The organism is Ulvibacterium sp., from assembly GCF_965228935.1.
In the GTDB taxonomy this organism is placed as follows: Bacteria; Bacteroidota; Bacteroidia; order Flavobacteriales; family Flavobacteriaceae; genus Ulvibacterium.
The window spans coordinates 2,329,380-2,349,483 of the sequence record NZ_OZ245846.1; the positions used below are offsets into that span (position 1 = coordinate 2,329,380).

Here is a 20,104-nt window from a genome sequence, read left to right on the forward strand (position 1 = left end):
ATGGACCAAAACCTTGATGGTCCTTAAATGTTCAGGGCAAATCTAATATTTTAAATTTTTCTATTATGAAAAAATTGAGTCTAAAAAACCTAAATCTTGCCGCCGATCAGATTCTAGGAGAAAAACATTTAAAGACCGTTTTTGGTGGCACTGACAACTGTAACTGCATTGGATGGGGTACTAACCCCAATGGTGGAGGTATCCATTGTACAGAATATGATTGTTGGTACTGATTGATTGAAGAATGTTAAATTAGACCTTATACTGATAAGGTCTAATTTAACATTCCTTAAGGTTTTTGAAGTAATTATCAATGCCTTTGCGCAAATCCTTTGGGTTTGAAATTTTGGGGCAAGTTTAAATATAGCCTTGCCCCTATTTTGTCTTTTGAACTATAATCTGATGACTCTTAACAAAATCATTTTCCCACATTTTTAACTTGAGAACAAAAACATTGCCTTTTTACAAACAACAGAATACCAAGAACTGTGGCTCTGCCTGTTTACGAATCATTGCCAAGTTTTATGGTTTGCTGATTTTTTTGCAGGAGATTCCAGGGTTTTTTTGATATTACCGAGGTGGGGAGAGACCCGCTCAAGTTGAGCGATTTACCAGAGGCGATAGGTTCTAAGTCCTTATCTATATGATAGCGTGGATATTCTATAATTTAATTCATGAATATGATGGAAAAGACAGTGTGGTTATTTGGGCTTTCCGGAGCAGGCAAAACAACACTTGCCGTCTCCCTACTAAAAGAAATGGAGGGTCAAAGAAATGTAATTCTCTTGGACGGAGACCGGCTTAGAAGGGGCATCAACAGCAATTTGGGGTTTAGCAAAGAAGATAGAAGGGAAAACGTCCGAAGGATTGCGGAGGTCTGTAAATTATTGATGCAAGTAGGTGTTATGCCTATCGTAGCTGCAATAACCCCGTATCAAAATGACCGTAGGTTGATAGAGAGCATAATCGGACGCAAAAAGATTTCATGGATATATGTCAAATGTTCTTTGCAGGTTTGCGAGCTACGGGACCCTAAAGGCCTTTACGTTTTGGCTAGAAAGGGAGTCGTACCCAGTTTCACGGGGGTGTCCGATTCCTTCGAGCCACCTATTTTGAATGGGATGTTGGTCATAGATTCCGAATCAGAAGAACCCGTGGAATCGGTAAAAAAGATTTTTGAAATGTTACAGTCAAGTATAGTTTAAATGAATGGAGATTGTAATAAACTAAGTTATAATTATAAAAATGGTATTGTCATTTTTGGGGAGCCCAGGAGTGGAACAACCTGGCTTACAGAAATGTTATGCCTAATTCAAGGAACTATCGTTAACTGGGAACCGCTACATCCAAACAGGGGCGTGGTACCTATCTCTTTCAAGTGGGGGTACAGACCGTTTCTCACAGAAGATAATACAGATGTTTCGTATGTTAAGTTTATGGAAGATGTATTTAGTCTCCAAGTCGGAAATGATTGGACTAGACAACAAGAATTGTGGCATGAATTAAGTGGTGATTCCGTAGTGATAACAAAACTGGTACATGCGAATCTGTTACTTCCATGGATACTGAAGAATATGGGATTATTTAGAAAGCCAATTCTCATAGTGCGGCATCCGATAGATACCTGTATTTCCCAGATAAGGAACTTTAGTTCACGGCATGATTCTACATATGAAGTGCCCGATTACGTAAACAAAGAGCTTTTTTTAGATCATAAAGCTTTTATTGATAATTTGTCCACACCATTGGAACGCAAAATTGCACTATGGTGTATGAATAACATACCAACATTGAATCATCAATGTATAAATGATGAGGTGGTGGTTGTATTCTATGAAAACCTTGTGTTAAATACCAATGCCGAAATGTCAAGGGTTTTTGAGAATCTTGGGGTCGAAAACGTACCTGACAACATTGATAGATTTGTGGATATCCGAAAACCCAGTTCATCGGATTTTCGAGGGGGATATGTTAGAGACCCTCATAAACAACTGGAAAAGAATTTCAAATCTATAAATCACGACACCCGCAAAAGAATTCAAAGAATATTCGATTACTTCGAATTCGCCTTATATACTTCTGGATTCCCACATCCTAAGTGGAACTTAACCTCATGACAATGCAAAGAAAACCATCGGTAAATCATGAAAAAAAAGAAAATATCATTTTGTACAGTCTGTATGAACCGTACCTCTTTTTTAAAGCAGACCTTACCTAAAAATATTGAGTACAACCTTGCCTATGGAAACATTGAATTTGTAATTCTTAATTATAATTCAACGGACGGCATGCACGAATGGATTACCAAGGAAATGAGCCATCATATTGATTCGGGTCTAATCCGATATGTACGTACCCTGGAGCCCCAATATTTTCGATGGAGTCATTCCAAGAACGTGGTGGCCCTTCAAGCCAGCGGAGAGATTATCTGTAATCTAGATGCTGATAATTTTACAGGCCAGGGATTCGCCACTTACATAAATAACCAATTTCAAAAAAACGAACAAATTTTTTTGGCAGTGGACAAGGGAAGTACAATAAGGGACTGTTATGGCCGAATATGTGCAAAAAAAAGCGATTTCTTAAAGGTGAGAGGTTATGATGAAGCCATGGATTTCTATGGGTATGAGGATTTTGACCTAATGTACCGATTGGAACTTAGCGGTGTAAAGAAAGAGCGCATAGAAAACAAGAAATTTTTAAAAGCCGTGCTTCATAGTAACGAAGAACGACTGATAAATCGATTCAATAATACTGTAATCCAAAAAATTTACATACGCTATGAGACCCTTTCAATTTCAACACTCTTATTTCTTTTCGGCAATGGTAGCGCATATTTGGGAAAAGTTATTGAGAACCGAACGGTGAATGCAAAGTCCATTGAAAATCTTTTCCCGGAAAACAGAAATCACGAGTATACTTATGAGCTTTTGGATAACAAATGGGATTCTGGAACTCATTCGCTTCAGGAAGGTGTTTTTATTAATGGACAGGCATTGGAAATATCGGAAGGATATTACGAAATATCAAACCGGGAAATTTTTTTCTCCATGACCATGTTTTACTCCCAGATTACCAATAGGGTGAGAATGGAACAGAATAAGGCCAATAAATTATGGAGGGTAAATCATGAAACCTTCGGGGAAGTCAAAATTGAAAAAATAGGGCTAGGGGATTCGACCGTACATTTATAAAAATATTCTCGTCCAACAAAAGATTTAAAGATATGAAACCGTCAAAGATTGATTTATGTGTTTCCCTTTTTTATAATCGTTTGGATTGGGACACTCTAGTTATTCAAGGGATAGATCCCTTTATCCATAACATGGAAGTCCCTCTCCTATATTTTATCTGTTTAAACGAGAATCGGGGAGACCATATCCGATTGGTCCTTAGAACTGAAAAACATAAGGCTAGAAGCATCGCGGAAAAAATAGATGGTCATTTTAAAGCCTTTTTTATAAAATTCCCTTCTTCTCTGGGGAAGAGCCAAATAAAGAGAAATATAGGCTACCATATGGACTTTGAAAACAATGCGGTTTACTATGGTGTTTATGACTTCGATTCCCCCGACCTGCTCTTTGGCTATGAGCTATTTTTTCAAAGTACAAGTCGTTTAATCATCCTAATTTTTAAAGAATTGGGGAAAGACACCTTGAGCCATCTAAATGAAGTTTTCCTACAATTGCTGAACCTATACTTCAACACCTTGAACTATTCGAACAGGGATATCATTTCATTATTGGAAGAAATTCTTGAAAAAAAACGTTTGGTCTTGGATATTGATAAGTGGGAATCTTTTCTAGAGGCCAATCAAAAGGCTTTCGAAGTTAACAAGCAAGCCCTACATGGTTACCTGTCCGTTTTTAGGAATAATACCTTTAAAAGATACGATACCTCGTGGGAGAACGAATGGGTTCAAATTGTTAACATGGCCTTTAGGACGGCATCAAGCAGTCCTTCAATGGACCGAAGTATTTTCTTTGATCAAATCTTTGACGAACTGTCAAGGGCATTAAATATAAGGAATACCCTGGCCAACTATTATCTTTTCCAAAAGGCCATCATCTATTTGGAGAAAAGCAATGGAAAAGAAAAAGGGCTGTTGGCCAAGCTGCCAGAAAAAAACTAAAAAAATCAATGTGAAAGTAATCACCGTCGCTACCGATTTAAGAAACTACAATTTGCGTACTTTTTTGATGCCTTGCTGTGATTTCTTGGGTTATAAGCTAATCATTTTATACTTTGGTTCCACTTGGTCCAGCCATAGATTGAAAGATCAAATTCTGATTCCCTATCTGGAATCTCTTGATTCCGATGAAATTGTACTGTTTACGGATGCCTATGATACCTTATTATTGAATACGCCTAAATCATTGTTGGCGAAATTTATGAATTTTAATGCCCCCATAGTATTTTCCGCTGAAATCAACTGTTGGCCCGAACAAGGGTTAATAGATATTTATCATAAAATAGATTCCGAAACCCGCTTTCTTAACAGTGGGGCATTTATGGGTCGTGTTTCCCACATATTGAAACTTTTGAATCGATATAATGAACCCGCTAGTAAAGTCCTTACCAACAAGTACAAGGTAGCACCTAAAGTTGTTGAAGTATATGATAAGAAATATTTTTGGAGCAATCAGTACTACTGGACCTTACTTTATTTTACACATGAAAATTCTATTAAGCTGGACAACGATTCTGAATTGTTCTTAACTTTGGGCACACCTTTACCCTACTTTCGTAAGTATAAAAAGGATTTCGCCAATTTAGGTGCAAAATCTGATATTTATATAACGGAACTAAAAAGGGTCATAGCTATTTTTAACACTATGAAACCATATACGAAATGCCATGTCCATTTTAATAACCCTGTGCTAAAGGCTGTTTTCAAAGACCTATACGAGCGACAAGGATTTCCGTCGTGGATAAGGGATATGCTATCTAAAAAAACATCACACCTACCACAAATCATCGAGGTTGGTTAAGAATTTCCCTTAGGTTCTTGTTTGATGCAATAGCCTGTTTTATTACTAAATTCTGTCTTTTCCTAACTCCGGGATCTTATAGTTCTGAAAGACCTTTGTTTAGTGATGAACCCCTCATATTTAATTTAAACGAATCAAATCGATATGAGTCCTATGTCAAAGATTTAAGTAATTGCCTTTTGGAATAATAGAAAAGCTCCTGCCACAAACAACAGGAGCCTTTACTAACTTAAACTAACTCAAACTAAACCAAACAAGTAAAATAGTTATTGTGGATAACCCGGATTTTGCGGATAACCGCCTAATGTTCTGTCTATTTGATTCTGCGGTATAGGCCTCACAGTGTGAAAATCCTGAATATTGGGCGCGGCAAAAGGATTGTGTAATCTTGTACGTTCCACTAGCTTACCGGTACGTACCAGATCCCACCAGCGATGACCTTCACCTACTAGTTCCCTTGCTCTTTCATCGAGCAAAAAATCAAGATTTACATCTGCCGGGGTTATTTGGCTAGCGGCTTCTTGACCGGGTACCGCTGAACGCATTCGGATAACATTGATATCCTCCGCTGCGCCAGAAGTATTGTTTTGGGCCAATCTTGCCTCTGCCCGTAACAGATAGGCATCTCCCAAACGCATTAAGATGAAATCCCGCTGTCCCTGTACATGCTGACGACCGGGTCGTGTCGGGTCAATCCATTTGTTCATCGTAGGGAACAACCTTTCCGTGTATTCGTCGTTCGTAATCACCAAGTAAGGTACCGCATCCTGACGTGATTGCGGCCAATCGATATCCCTACCGGGTCCTGGGATATAAATTGCAGTATCTCCGATAGCTAAAGCTGCCCTTGCCGGTTCTTCTCCCACGGCTTCGGTAGCCGGTTCATCCTTATTGGCGAACCAAACATGCTTGAATGTAACATCGTAACGGGTATCTACGTCCCTATCCCAAAGTGTCAACATAAATTCCGTGGGACGATGTCTTTTCCAAGGTCTGCCATTCGCAATGTCCCTAACCATTCCCCTACGTACGTCATATTCCATCAAGAAATAGAGGTGCCATCGATGTCCAAAATCATCAATACCCGTATCTACCTGTGATTTTGAATTGGGCTGTACAAAGACCATTTCACTGTTCTCTTGGTTGTTGATATCCCATAGGTTCGCAAAATTGGGTAACAACGAAAAGCCGTAATTGTCAATGACATTGCCAAAAAGTGTTTCCGCCCTTGAAGCATCTGTACTTTCTGCAAAATCCCTATAGCTGCGGGTTAACAACACCTTACCTAGCAGAAACTCGGCGGCAGGTCTTGTAGCGCGACCATATTCGGATTGTTCATCCGGTAGATTGGCAATGGCAAATTCCAAATCCGGTATTATGGCTTGGGCATAAATCTCCGATTGCGGAGTCTTATTCGCCTCTACTTCAACACCTTCGGTCTCCTCAAGGCTAAGGTGGGCATCGCCAAAAGTAGTTACGATATGAAAATAATAAAATGCTCTCAAGAAACGTACTTCCGCAATTTGCAAAGTCTTTGTGGTCTCATCCATTTCTACGGCTTCAGAACGATTGATGACTCCGTTGGCCTGATTGATACCCCTATACCAATTGTCCCAGGAATCCCGCACAAAATTGGCCTCTGCATTTAATTGACCATCGTAAAAGTTGAAAAACTTGTGGCCCCCATCGGAACCATTGGTCCAAATATCGGTACCAAAGGTGGTCAGGGCAGCTCCAATTTCTTGACCGTAAAAGGGTTTTAGAGTAGCATAGGTAGCTTTAACCGCATCCTCAAACCCCTCTTCGGTAGTATAATAGGAAGCCGCCGAAACATCGGTTATCAGCTCTTCCTCCAAGAATTCATCACATGACTTTGTTAAGAAAGCCAGTGCTAAAACTAAGATGATGTAACTATTTTTTCTGTTCATAATATTTTAATTATTCAATTTCGACTAACAATCTTTTTTATTTAAAAGGTAGCATTCAAGGTCAAGGACCACATTTTGCTACTTGGGACAACACCACTGTTCAAGGCATCCTCTCTATCACCATCCTCATCAAACGTTTCGCCAATCTCGGGATCGAACGTTGGAAAATCCGTAATAAAAAACAAATTCTGACCGGATACCGATAAGCGCAATTTTTCCATACCCAGTCTTTCGGTTATCGATTCCGGCAGGTTGTATCCCAGGGTAATGTTTCTAAGCTTTATAAAACTCCCGTCAAAATAGGTCAATGTAGAACCGTTTCTAGGGCTTTCCTGGTTTTCGTTGGGTCTTGGGTTGGCATTGGTGGGGTTGTCAATGGTCCAATAATCGACATCCAGATTATTATATCTTCCAAAAAGGGAGTTATTGTTGGCGTTAAAATTAGATTGTATCATTTGCCCTTGTCTAAAAACGAAGAAAATACCCAAGTCGAATCCTTTGTAGGCAAATTTATTATTAAAACCTCCATAATAATCGGGGACATCATCCCCTAAAATCTTACGGTCCTCCGGTGTAATTACGCCATCCCCATTCAAGTCCCTTAACTTGATTTCGCCCGGTACTTTATTATCGGCCGCAAGGGCCTCGGCCACTTCATCGGCCTGCCAGATACCTATTTTTTCATAATCAAAAAACACTCGGAGCGGTTCCCCTATAAATCGCTCATTACCGGTATCATCTATGGGATTTCCATCGGCGTCTTTTTGTGCGAGTTCCGTAATTTCCTCTTTGTAGGTAGATATATTGAGATCCACGTCCCAGTTAAAGCCGTCACCATCATTGTCTATGATACCAGCGCTGACCGTGAATTCAAAACCCTGGGTTCGGGTAGAGCCCACATTTTGAAGTACCTGTTCATAGCCTGATGTGGTAGGGATGGCCCTTTCCAACAAGAGATCCTCGGTATTGGTACGGAAGAAGTCAAAAGAACCCACCAAACGATTGTTCAAAAGCCCATAATCCAATCCAATATCCAAGGTTTTGGAGACCTCCCAGGTCAAATCCTCGTTGGGTATCTCATTAAGCCCAAATCCCAATGCCGATTGCTCACCGAAAGCATAAACCGTGCTGCCCAACCTACCGGCGGTCTGGTATGGTGCAACCGAGGTGTTTCCCACCTCCCCATAGGAGGCCCTTAACTTTAGTTCGGAAACGGAGGTGCCGGCCATAAAGTCCTCCTGGTCTATGCGCCAACCTGCGGAAATGCCTGGAAAATAGTTCCATTGATTTCCGGGTGCCAACCTGGAAGACCCATCCGCACGTAAGGAAGCCTGAAATAAATATTTACCGTCCAAATCGTAATTGACCCTACCCATAAAAGAGGCCAAGGCCCATTCCGTTAAGACGGATTCAAGTACACCTCCTTCGGTGGCCGAACCCAAATTGTAAAACGATTGGGACTCATAGGGAATTCCCGTAACATTTCCGGCACTTCCCTCAAGTCTAGATTTTTGGATACTTTGGAGTAGGGTAACCTTAAGGTTTTGTCCATCATTAAGGGCTTTAGTATAGGTCAACAAGTTTTCCAACGTGTATCCGAAGTCATCTACATTGGTAATTCCCGCTGTTGCCGGTGCTCCACGATTGGTGTTCGTTAAACTTGCCGCGAAACGACCATTTCTACCGATACGGACATCCGGGCCGAAGGTAGTGGTCCATTTTAGTCCCTGCGAAATATTGATATCCAAATATACAGGGGCAAATATTCGGGTTTGTCGGCGTTCATCTACAAAGGCACCATCCACCAGTTCACTTAACGGATTGGTGCGGATACCATCGTTGGTGGGCAGGAATAAGAGTTCCCCGTTCTCGTCAAAGGGCACGCCCAAAGGGTTGTTGGCCAAGGCCTCCTGCATGGTAGCGTTATTGCCCCAGTTCTGTTCTGTCCTAGCTACCAAGAAAGATGCACCAATCTTAAAGATATCGTTAATTCTATGGTCTACGTTTACCCTAGCCGAAAAACGTTCAAAATCTTGGCTGCTAATAATGCCCTGTTCCTTAAAATATCCTATTGACGTGCTGAACGTAGTATTCTCGGATCCACCGCTTACGGCAAGTTGGTGGTTGGTCTGCCACCCTTCGCCAACGACCAAATCTTGCCAGTCCGTAGATCTTCCTTGCGCAATGGATTCCAGTTCAACGGGATCTAAAAACACTTCGGTATCCGCTGGAATAGTCCCATTCCATCCAATCCGTCTTGATTCCCGTTTTAAGGCCGCAAATTCTTCTCCGTTCATCATATCCACCAAACGCGTCGCCGATGTAACCCCATAACGACTGCTGTAGGTAATCTTGGTCTTTCCTACCTGGCCTCGGTTCGTGGAGACCAAGATAACACCATTGGCACCTCTGGAGCCGTAAATGGCGGTAGCGGCGGCATCCTTTAACACCTGCATGGAGGAAATGTCATCCGGATTGATATCGGCCATGGATTCAGGGCCATCGATCAGCGGTATACCATCGACTACATACAGAGGGTCGTTATCCGCACTAATTGAGCGTCTACCCCGTATTCTTACCGTTGGGTTTTGTCCCGGCCTACCACCAGTAGCTTGAACATCTACACCCGCTATCTGCCCCTTGATGGCATCAATGGAGCTTGCTACTTGTACGATACTTAATTGCTCGGCGGTAACGGTTTCTATTGCCCCTGTTACCTCTCCTCTTTTTTGGGTACCGTACCCTACCAATACCACCTCATCCAAAGCTGCCGCGTCCGGCTCCATAGAAATGTTGATGGTTGACCTGCCGTTAACTGGAACTTCTTGAGGGGTGTAGCCTACGTAGCTGAATACCAAAACACCGTCCGATTCCACATTTATTGAATAATTTCCATCGAAGTCGGCAACGGCACCAACGGTTGTTCCCTTTACCACCACACTGGCCCCTGATAGCGGTATCCCGTTTTCATCGGAGATTACACCGGTTACGGTGGATTGGAGAATTTCAATCGAATTGCCCATTTTGCCAGGGTCGTCACTGGCGGACATTGAATATGAACCCATAAGACAACATATAAAGAAGGACAAAAAGCTTCTTGCCTTGAGCAAAGGTTTTTTTGAGAGTAGTTTTTTCATATCATATTTATTGTTAGTTATTTCTTTGTTAGTTGAAGAGATTTTAGTTTTTTCTTTTGAATTTGTTCAAATCAAACGCTCCGGTTAAGAAAGTCGTTCCAAGTAGGTGGATTTTTTAAGGGCTTTTGTTTCTGTATACCATGGTGATTGTTGTTCGGTTGTTTTTGTTGCACTAAGATTTGTCCATCTTTTCAAGCCTATTTAAAGGCATATCTAATCACGAAAAACCCAAAACCATATGATTTTTCGTACAATCGTTAACGTACACAAGTTTTTCGTTAACGTTACCGAATATAGGGATTCATTTTTTTATAAAAAAATTAACACGTAGTTTATTGACAAATAAAAGTAGAATAATGCAAAATTTGGTTCAGTTTATTGCGTGATACTGAATGGACCTGGAACTCAATTGGTAGTTTCGGAAAATATACGTTTGGAAGATCGTACTCTACATGATTTTAGGCCAGGACATCAAAGGAATTCCGCTCAACGACTTTTTTGTTGAACATTTGGATTGACGAAAACCCATGCCATATCCTCATGAATAGAGCTGGGTCTTCGATACTCCCTATCCAGTTTGGCGAACAAACTAAGGGGTATGTTGTTGCGATTTGTTTTACCGAGTGATTTTTAGCATTAGTAATTGATAAATAGCCACCCATCCATAGGAGCCGAACCATTTCTTAGGTCAATCACATAATAGTAGGATCCTGCGGGTAGATTTTCCGATCTGGAACCATATCTACCATCCCAATTGTTTTTATAACCTAACGCCTTAAAAACTTCGTGCCCATACCGGTTGTAAACGGTGACCATGGCGTTTGGATAATTTTCAATACCCTGTACGATCCAAGTATCATTGATATTATCGCCATTAGGTGTAAACGCCTGCGCCGAGGTAACGGCTTGCTCTTGTCCGACATTGGCATCATTGTCATCGATATCCGCGTTAGCACCTATGCCATCTCCGTCCTGATCTACACTTTCATCGGGGTCGTTTGGGAAATCATCATTTACATCGGGAATTCCGTCTCCATCCGTATCGATATTATCATCTAGATCGTCATTTTCATCATTTATCCCATCACCATCGCTATCCGTTCCATTGTCGATTATTCCATCTCCGTCCACATCGGCATCCTCGTTATCCGGGATACCATCATTATCATCATCCATATCCGAATTGTCACCTTCCCCATCCCCGTCAGTATCGGTATGTTCGTTCGGGTCGTTGGGGAAGTCGTCCTCAACGTCCGGAACACCGTCGTTATCGTCGTCATTATCCTCGAAGTCAGGGGTGCCATCACCGTCGCTGTCCAACGGTTCATTTGGATTCTCATCCTCGGAGTCCGGAATCCCATCGTTGTCGTCATCCGTGTCTGCATTGTCACCTTCTCCATCACCATCAGTATCGGTATCCTCATTTGGATCTGTGGGGAAAGCGTCGTCGATATCGGGCGTGCCATCGCCATCATCATCGGTATCGGCATTGTCACCAGTTCCATCTCCATCCGTATCCGTGTCTTCATTGGCGTCCAATGGGAAAGCGTCGTCTGTATCGGGCGTGCCGTCCCCGTCATCATCGCTGTCCGCTGTGTTACCTATACCATCACCATCCGAGTCCAGATCATAGAAGGTACCGTTCACAAAACCCAGGGGCACTGATGGGTTACCAGCCCGATCCCGGGCAATATCGGTAAGATCATTGAAGAAGACCATCTCACCTGGAATCAGTGGAGTTACGGGAATGCGATATACCAAGCCAGGGGTTATAGTTTCCATTGCGCCTAATTCAGCAGTAGGTTGTGTATTATCAGGGACTACTCCTATGGGTGAGGGGGCCACATTTTCAACAGGCTCGGAAAACCGAAGTTCCATATCAAAAGGATCGAAATGAAGTGACCTGGCAATGACCAAACTAGGCACAGGTGGCGTGGTATCCACTGTTACCGAACTTCCATTCATGGTCGTGTTGGCAACAAGATTGTGGGTTCCACTATTTGCGGTTAATGTAAAGCTTACCGTTCCTTCCGGGGTGCCCGGACCTACCTCTATCCAGCCCTGGTAGGCACTTCCATTGTTTGGTGTACCGGTAAAGGCCAGGGCCGTACCAAAATATTGTAAAAAGACATTATCTACGGGACGATTAAAGGAAAAGTCAAAAATAACCCTATCGCCTTCCTTGGCCCATTCAGGCGACGAATTGTTGGAACTAATTGATAGGGAAGTGACCAACAAATCCGTAATAATAGTATGATCGCTATTGGTAACCGTTGCGGCCGGGTTGCCCAACGCATCTTGATAGGACAAGGTGATGTCATATGTTCCATCGGAAAGGGTGGGGTAGGTAGCCGATACTATTTGCGGGAGTGAGGCTGCGTCCACCTGGGGATCCCAAATGAAGCTATCCGTTAGTCCCGGGACAATTGCGCCATCATCCAGTTGAAGAACAATTGGACTATTGGGATTATCATTTGAGGTAAATGTCAAGGTTACACTACCAGCCAAAGGTGCTTCTGGGATTACGTATTCAATGGATAATTGGTCATATGAGGTGGTATTCCCAATCGGTCCATTGAGTTGTGGTTGGGTAGTTTGGGTATCCACTAAGGGGTTGGGATCCTCTACATCCAACAAACCATCATTATCGTCATCGGTATCGGCATTATTCCCTATTCCATCCCCATCCGTATCCGTATCCTCCGTATCATCCAATGGGAAATCATCGTTGATGTCCAAGGTTCCGTCGCCATCGTCATCGTCATCACAGGCGTCTCCCTCGCTGTCGTTATTGGTGTCGGTCTGATCCGCATTGGCGATGGTCGGGCAATTATCGACATCGTCCTTTACACCGTCATTATCGTCATCCGTGTTCTTGGTAGCCGAATCGGTAGCCGCAGTGCCCTCGTTACCCGACGTATCCGTGAGCGCCACCGAGAGGGTAATCGTACCGTCGCCCAATCCACTGAGGTCAATACCGGAAACCTGATCTGTAGCCGTTGTAATGGTTCCACTGTCGGTAACATCGGTTCCACCTCCGTCACTACTAAACCTATAGTTGTAAGTAGTACCTACCTCTGCACCGGCGAAGGTGAAACTTATTATATTTTGGTTGGAAGTATCGATTGGATTTTGATCTATGGACACCGTATAACTATTTGGCGCTACGGCATCCTTGGTTATATTATCCGAAGCCGTTGTCCCTTCGTTCCCTGCGGGATCGGTTAAGGTAACATTGAGGGTGACGTTACCGTCGTTCAAAGTAATGAGACTAATAGTTTCAATTTGATCCATAGCCGATACAATCACCCCACTTCCGGTTGCATCGGTACCTCCATTATTACTGAAGAAGGTATAGTTGTAGGTGGTTCCTATCTCCGCCCCGGAAAAGGTGAAGCTTATTGAATTCTGATTGGAATTATTGATGACGGCTTGGTCGATAGTCACGGCATAACCAATCGGAGCCGTGGCATCCTTAGTACTGGTATCTGTGGCCGGTGTACCTCCATTGCCCGCGACGTCGGTAAGGGTTACGGATAAGGTAATTGTGCCATCGCTCAATCCACTAAGGTCTATCCCCATGATCTGGTCCGTGGTCGTTACGATCGTTCCGCCTCCGCTAACGTTGGCCCCTCCACCACTACTACTAAAGGAATAGTTATAGGTGGTACCTACCTCCGCTCCGGAAAAAGTAAAACTTGCTGCATCCTGGTTTGAGCTATTGATCGGATCTTGATCGATTTCTACCGTATAACCGCTTGGAGCTACGGAATCCTTAGTACTGGTATCTGTGGCCGGTGTACCTTCATTGCCTTCGGTATCCGTTAGGGTTACGGATAAGGTAATCGTACCATCGCCTAAACCACTGAGGTCTATGCCCGTAATTTGATCCGTGGCCGTAACAATCGTTCCGTTTCCAGTAACGTTGACCCCTCCATTGCTACTACTAAAGGAATAGTTATAAGTGGCACCGATTTCTGCTGCTACAAAGGTGAAACTTACGGCGGTATGGTTCGTATCATTGATTGGATCCATGTCGATGGCTACGGAATAACCGCTTGGAGGGGTGTCGTCTACATCGGTTACACTAATCATTATATCCTGAATATCCTGTTCTCCGCCGGAATCACTTACGGTTACCTGTACCTCGTAATCATTGTTAGTATCGTTATCGCCGGGATTCTCAAAATCCGGTGATGCTGCGAATGTAATGACACCGGTATTCGGATCGATATCAAAAGATCCATTGTCCACACCACCTCCAGAATCGGTACTAAATATATAACTAAGCCCTGAACCTTCGGTTTCCCCCTCTTCATCCGAAGCTTCAACATCCAATATCGTTCCCGAGGCATTTTCCGCGAAGCTGGCCGTTGCCGTACTTGTAATCTCGGGAGTTTCGTTCACATCATTGACCACAATGCTTATCTCCAACGCGGCACTTCCATCCACATCCGTTGCAATGACCTCAATATCATACGTATTATCTGCGCCATTATCGCTAGGGTTTTCAAAATCCGGGGAAGCCAGAAAGGTCAGCGCTCCGGTATCAGCATCTATGCTGAACAAATCATTATCGCCGCCCGAGGTCAAAACATAGGTGATGCCCGAATCGCTGGCATCGCCATCCCCATCGTTGGCCTGTACGTCCACAACGGTAGCTGTGTCATTTTCGGAGTATTCCAATTCTACCTTCATTTCATATTCATAAACCCTGTTATCCGAACCTACAAGGAATACTTTGTTCCCACCTGTACTAAAGGCAATTCCATAAGGGTTGTTCTCTTGGGCGTCGGTGTCAAAACTCGCACTTTCACCGGAAAATACCGCGGTAGAAACATCGAAAGGGGTAGAAAGATTATGGACGGATATGCCTTCGCTAAACCCAAGTACAAAAAGTTGTGAACCGTCGCCATTGAAGGTGAAATCATTTGGATCGGTTTCTCCAGCGATTGTATGGATGTCTGTATAAATAGCTGAGGTAATATCAAAGGGCGAACCGAGTGCATACTCCAAGATGTCCGATCCATTATATTCGAGTAGGAACATTTTAGTACCATCCGAATTAAGCTCTATTCCATCATAGTTCAGTCCTTCGCTAGGGGTAATACGAGAATTAAATGTTGCCGTAGAAAGGTCGTAGGGTGTAGAAAGATGATATTCACTTATACCAGCGCTTGAGTTGCCTGTATGATATAGTTTTGTGCCATCTATGCTAAAGGTAATCCCTTGTGACCTATGGCTGAGGTTGAGGTCTGTGTTATAAGTCGCCGTTGACACATCAAAGGGGACGCTCAAATCGTAACTTACTATTTCCCGATCAAAGGTGCTTACAAAAAGCTTACTGCCATCCTGATTAAATGTAATGCCATACGTATAATTTAGGTTTGGAGGCACGTTTAGGAAGTTGTTCGTATAGTTGGCGCTAGAAACGTTATAAGCTGCCTGGGGAGCGGTAAATACGGGTAAATTAACGTCCTCATTGGTCAAGGTAATAGCTACTTCTTGATTCGCCAAGGCATCAAAGATGTCATCGGAACCAGCATCGTTTATAGCTATGGTGATGGTCGCAGAATCGTCCCGAACCACATTATCATCTACCCCGGTCACCGTAACCGTTTGGGGCGTATCCCAATCGGTAGCGGTAAAAGTAAGTTGGGCTTTGTCCACAGTGGCTTCAGCCGTATCATCGCTTGTAACGTCCAATACTACATCACTTGTTGGTTCCGTTCCGAGTACCACCGTGAAGGTGCCGGTACCACCATTTTCGTCAATGGTCAATGCGGTTTCGCTTAGTGTATAACTCGTTTCATCAATGACCAATGCCAAATAATCCCCGTCATTCGGATTAATCTGGGCTGAGAAGAGATTGAGAGTTCCATCAAAATTCATTCGGATCATGTTGTCCGTTCCATCAAAAACCTCATCCGATGAAAGGGTCAGGCTTAAGTACCCATTTGTCGGCCTGTTGGATACGGCCGCTTCGGGTATGGCAAAATAGATATCGCCTACGGTACCGGTCTCTTCCACTTTCCATACCCTGTCCAAACGGTTGTTGGTACCTCCATCAAAACTGGAAGTAAACGAATTGTCCGTGCCATTGTTATGGGCGAGTATCAAAGAACTGCGGTCATCCAGGCTGGTCCGTCCACTGTCCTGATTGGAGGTTAAAAAATCTTGGTTTGTAGCCAAAATAGGGCCGGTCGTCGAATTTACGGACTGGGATACTTTTTGATCCAGGCCACTGCCATCGTCCCTAACAATACCGAAGATATGGTTATCGTAGCCTGTATTTTCGGAGGCGTCCCAAAAAGTAGATCCATTTGAGGCCATGTAATCAATAGGGGCGGTCTGATCTAAGGTAATTCCGTATTTTAAGGCCAAGTAGGACCAGACCTTTTGGAGTTCCACCGATGTTAGCTCTCTTCCATATATCAGTATTTCCCCGACCAGCCCTTCAAGATGGTTATCACCGTCATATGCCTCCGAGACGTCGGCATCCAAGCCTACTAGGAATGCCCCGCTTCCGGGCAGGGCACTCATACCAGATGAAGAGGCTAATTCCTTGGAGTTCATGTGTATTTTAGTAGTTGACGAGTTACCAATGAAACCCGTCAAATGTGGAAGATGATCGGCCAATATTGGGTCGTTGACCTTGATTTCCGAACTTCTGTTAAACACTATGTTGAAGCCATGGGAATCGGGATCGATGAAAAGGGCCAGGTCGTTATGTCCATCGGTTCCGTAGTGCCAAATAGTATTGTTGCCCACGGTACTTTCGGCAATAACTTGCTGCAAGGAGAATACAGTAGTTTCCGAAAAGTTGAAGTTGGCGGCATTTATGGCGGTGGCAAGGCCATTATCTACACCATCGAAATCTACTCCAGGATTAAAGTTCAATACATTTGAATTCAATTGAGGTGCGGAATCTGTATCTGGCCCCTGAACCAGATTGGCGTTTAGCACCGTGCCATTAGTGGATTGGCCTAACCATTCGGCATCGGTGGCACTGTTGTAGGTGAAGCCGGCGTCAGCCTTATGCCAAAGTTCCAATCCGGATGAAATACCACCTGGTGAAGGATGTATGGCCAAGGCTATATACACGGGGGTATCAGTTTGAAGGTCAAGAGTGGTGTCCGTACCTAGAACTACATTCTCAAAAAGTATCTTGCCTAATGAAAGCGACCCTTCGCCTATAAACTCCGCATTGGAAAAGTCACCGTCATCATCCACGAGTATACCAAAGCTCGATGCCTGTAATCCATCCCATAGGACCGGTATATCAAATTCAAAATCCAACGCCTGATTTCCCAGAACATTGTTTCCATATTCCTGAAACAACCAAGATTTGTCCATTCGTTGAAAGAAGGTTCCAGTAGGCACATTGTTATTTCGGGTCTCCGTTCCACCGTTATCCGAGAAAGCGATGTAGTTTCGGTTAACTATATTGTCCGCATCATCAACGGAAAGTGTAAGACCATTACTAGTGGCCGTATTTCTTTTGTCCGTCACGCCTCCACAAATGGCTTCGTTCAAACCAATGCCAGCGGTTAGATTATCATAGGCCGGATTCAAATTGTCATCATATAATGCTGCGAAGGAGGAGGAAAAGTCCTTGCCATACTTATCGCCCAGGTATTTGTTGACCTCACTAAGTTCGCAATCCGTAAGAATACGGTCGTAAATGATAACCTCGGAGATGCGGGAATCGTTAAAGCTGTTGTTGTTCCGGTTTCTATTGATGTTGTAGGCCCAAAATTTATTACCATTATTGTCAAGAGTGGCATCAAAATCCGATCGGGTGCCGTCTACCAGGGCCTCGGTTCCATTGGCATCGGATCTAAGCGAGTATAGTTTGAGCTCGTTTTGTTTTTCGGGTTCAAAGTCAAGAAACTTTACGTTGGCGGCATTATTGGATTTAAAAACAAAATCGTCTCCGGTAGCCGCGGAAACACTGATTTGAAAATGGTTATCATCGGCAAAGGTATCCCCGTTCGAAAAAAAGGAATGATCTATACCGCCATCGGTCAATTGCTCAAAAACGATGAATACGGTGTACTCGCCTTCCCATCTTTCCCCATTGCCAGCGTTGGTTTCCGGCAAAGCGATCCTAAGGTGATCTTGTTGGGCCCTTAAAAATTCCAAGGTAGGTAGGTTATTGTTTACCGAACCTCCATTTGCAACATAGATCGGGAATTTGGTTGGATCCGTATTGGAAACATGGGAGTTGAAACTGGACTTGTCCAACCATAGCCGAATTTCAGTTCCCGTATAATCCGTTCCCGAATTGGCCGATTCCAGTTCCGCAATACTTTCTCCTCCGGTTACCGTGGATGTTCTGTACAAGGTGGTCTTGTCATTGGCGTCCAGCCAGAGCCTTAAATTGGTATTCAAATTGCTGGATACGGTGCTTCCGGATGAATTGTCATCTACGGTACCGTTGGGTTGTGTTTGGGCGATGAGATTCAGGAAACTGATGAAAGCAAGACATACCAAAAAAAAGGTCTTTGAATGGAAAGAATTGTGGTCGGTCATGGTCGTATGTTCTAGGGGCTTTTAATAAGATTGATTTATGGGTTTGGCCAATACGGTGCCTTATATCCTTTATCAAGAAATTGAGGCTGTGTACGGAAATATGAATTCGGAAAAAGGGCCGGTTTTGGTTTGCCAGCGGTCGGAGTCGTTGTAAGCTTTTCAATGGAAAGCCTAAAAACGGGGGAATTCATAGAATCGGTCCTGTTTGATTGATAATTAAAACAGTGACAATTTTATAAATAATTGTAGTCTAATTCTTATTTATGTTGTGAAATATAAGTACTTTGTGTATAAGACTATCGTTAAACGGTGTGAAAGAATCGATAAACGACCTATTTTTTCAAATCAATGACATTGCAGGGAAAATCGGATGTTCAACTTGTGTGGTACCTTTTGGTTTTACCCCATAGTTTGGGAGAAGTCCAAATGGTCTTTGGAGATATTTGCTAAATATTTCCGTAATTATCCAGAATCATTTGGTCGGTTTCCTTTTTGGACTTAAAAACACTGAAATCCCTACCTTGGGTACGTTGGGCTCCCAATGCATTGGCATATTTGGCAGCTTTTGCATAATCCGTGGGATTTTCCAGAAGACCAAACCCAAGCCCCCCTGCAAAGGAATCTCCACAACCGGTGGTGTCCACCACATGTTCCACACGTATGGATTTAACAATCTCTTGTTTTACTTCCCCGTTCTCCTTAAAGAATACGGCCCCACCTTTGGAATCCAACGTCACTATCAACGATTTTATACCATGATTCAACGCATGTTGTGCAAAGGTGGGGAGATGATCTGTGTTTTCATCATTGATATGGACCAGACTTTCGGGAGGGTACTCCTTTTCGAACCAACAACATTTTGATTCTTCTAGATTCATTTTGAGCACATCGATATAGGGTAGCCACTGATCGCGATCTACCCAAAACTTGATCAATCTGTCTCCGGTAATAGTAACTGTATTGGTGGGGCCATGCGCATCGAATATTAGGGTACCCTTACTGTTTTCCTTTATATATTTTAAAGTTTCCAAAGGAACTTCATAATCGGTAATGGGGACACATACAAAAACATCACAATGCAAAAGGTGCGCTACGTCTTTAGGGATTATCGGGTTCATGAACCCGGTCTGTCTTTCCAAACGGTTGTTTTGGTCCACAAATTTTAAGCTTATGACATCTCCTTGATCATGATCGGAGGTAATATGGTCCACATTAATATTTGGGTATTCCGCCAGTATTTCCTTTATCGCTTTTTCGTCTTTTTTGCGCACATGGGAAACGGGAAATACCGTGCCGTTATCACCTAATAATTTGGATAGACCGATGGCCGTGTGCGTAGCACAACCGTATTTTTCAATAACCTCTCCGTGATGTGTGGTGATATGGTCCCTTGGAATGGGACCCAAAACGGCAACATTATACTTGGACATATTCGTATTTTAAATAAAACCGATAAACCTAAATATAATGAAAATCCTGATGACTTACGTATCTAATATGCGGTATCTAGGAT

At 43.2% G+C, this 20,104-nt stretch carries 11 protein-coding genes; 7 read left to right on the plus strand and 4 right to left on the minus strand.

From position 1 onward, the window contains the following. The first annotated feature begins 65 nt into the window (after positions 1-65). The 7 genes from ACO06Y_RS09645 to ACO06Y_RS09675 all read left to right on the plus strand — a co-directional run bounded on the left by ACO06Y_RS09645 (position 66) and on the right by ACO06Y_RS09675 (position 4,991). Positions 66-233 (plus strand): hypothetical protein, encoded by a 168-nt coding sequence (locus ACO06Y_RS09645; protein WP_422083626.1) that lies wholly within the window; start codon positions 66-68, stop codon positions 231-233. Between the two features lie 221 nt (positions 234-454). Beyond that, positions 455-568, plus strand: a complete 114-nt coding sequence (locus ACO06Y_RS09650) for a cysteine peptidase family C39 domain-containing protein (protein ID WP_422084159.1) — start codon at positions 455-457, stop codon at positions 566-568. A gap of 112 nt (positions 569-680) precedes the next feature. Beyond that, positions 681-1,205 (plus strand): adenylyl-sulfate kinase, encoded by a 525-nt coding sequence (gene cysC / locus ACO06Y_RS09655; protein WP_422083627.1) that lies wholly within the window; start codon positions 681-683, stop codon positions 1,203-1,205. Further along, positions 1,206-2,117 carry a sulfotransferase gene (locus ACO06Y_RS09660; protein ID WP_422083628.1) on the plus strand — a complete coding sequence of 304 codons (912 nt, stop codon included), beginning with the start codon at positions 1,206-1,208 and terminating at the stop codon, positions 2,115-2,117. 27 nt (positions 2,118-2,144) lie between these two features. Further along, positions 2,145-3,194: a glycosyltransferase family 2 protein gene (locus ACO06Y_RS09665; RefSeq protein WP_422083629.1), complete on the plus strand. Its 1,050-nt coding sequence runs from the start codon at positions 2,145-2,147 to the stop codon at positions 3,192-3,194. A gap of 32 nt (positions 3,195-3,226) precedes the next feature. Next, positions 3,227-4,132, plus strand: coding sequence for a lantibiotic dehydratase C-terminal domain-containing protein (locus ACO06Y_RS09670; protein ID WP_422083630.1), 906 nt, complete (start codon positions 3,227-3,229; stop codon positions 4,130-4,132). A 10-nt stretch (positions 4,133-4,142) separates the two neighbouring features. Continuing rightward, complete coding sequence (locus ACO06Y_RS09675; RefSeq protein ID WP_422083631.1) at positions 4,143-4,991, plus strand: glycosyltransferase domain-containing protein; 849 nt, start codon at positions 4,143-4,145, stop codon at positions 4,989-4,991. A gap of 266 nt (positions 4,992-5,257) precedes the next feature. Here the strand turns inward: ACO06Y_RS09675 and ACO06Y_RS09680 are convergent, their stop codons facing one another. From ACO06Y_RS09680 to ACO06Y_RS09695, 4 genes are all read right to left on the minus strand, one after another. After that, a complete protein-coding gene (locus ACO06Y_RS09680) occupies positions 5,258-6,919 on the minus strand; it encodes a RagB/SusD family nutrient uptake outer membrane protein (RefSeq protein ID WP_422083632.1) in 1,662 nt (553 codons plus the stop codon). Between the two features lie 41 nt (positions 6,920-6,960). Beyond that, positions 6,961-10,056, minus strand: a complete 3,096-nt coding sequence (locus tag ACO06Y_RS09685) for a SusC/RagA family TonB-linked outer membrane protein (RefSeq protein WP_422083633.1) — start codon at positions 10,054-10,056, stop codon at positions 6,961-6,963. Between the two features lie 636 nt (positions 10,057-10,692). Beyond that, positions 10,693-18,591: a gliding motility-associated C-terminal domain-containing protein gene (locus ACO06Y_RS09690; protein WP_422083634.1), complete on the minus strand. Its 7,899-nt coding sequence runs from the start codon at positions 18,589-18,591 to the stop codon at positions 10,693-10,695. A 446-nt stretch (positions 18,592-19,037) separates the two neighbouring features. After that, positions 19,038-20,021 carry a carbohydrate kinase family protein gene (locus tag ACO06Y_RS09695; RefSeq protein WP_422083635.1) on the minus strand — a complete coding sequence of 328 codons (984 nt, stop codon included), beginning with the start codon at positions 20,019-20,021 and terminating at the stop codon, positions 19,038-19,040. Positions 20,022-20,104 lie beyond the last annotated feature (83 nt).

Bases quoted from the DNA above. Each gene is read 5' to 3' on its own strand.
- ACO06Y_RS09670 (WP_422083630.1), top strand. From the start codon at position 3,227: ATGAAACCGTCAAAGATTGATTTATGTGTTTCCCTTTTTTATAATCGT.
- cysC (WP_422083627.1), top strand. From the start codon at position 681: ATGATGGAAAAGACAGTGTGGTTATTTGGGCTTTCCGGAGCAGGCAAA.
- ACO06Y_RS09680 (WP_422083632.1), bottom strand. From the start codon at position 6,919: ATGAACAGAAAAAATAGTTACATCATCTTAGTTTTAGCACTGGCTTTC.
- ACO06Y_RS09665 (WP_422083629.1), top strand. From the start codon at position 2,145: ATGAAAAAAAAGAAAATATCATTTTGTACAGTCTGTATGAACCGTACC.
- ACO06Y_RS09660 (WP_422083628.1), top strand. From the start codon at position 1,206: ATGAATGGAGATTGTAATAAACTAAGTTATAATTATAAAAATGGTATT.
- ACO06Y_RS09645 (WP_422083626.1), top strand. From the start codon at position 66: ATGAAAAAATTGAGTCTAAAAAACCTAAATCTTGCCGCCGATCAGATT.
- ACO06Y_RS09690 (WP_422083634.1), bottom strand. From the start codon at position 18,591: ATGACCGACCACAATTCTTTCCATTCAAAGACCTTTTTTTTGGTATGT.
- ACO06Y_RS09695 (WP_422083635.1), bottom strand. From the start codon at position 20,021: ATGTCCAAGTATAATGTTGCCGTTTTGGGTCCCATTCCAAGGGACCAT.
- ACO06Y_RS09685 (WP_422083633.1), bottom strand. From the start codon at position 10,056: ATGAAAAAACTACTCTCAAAAAAACCTTTGCTCAAGGCAAGAAGCTTT.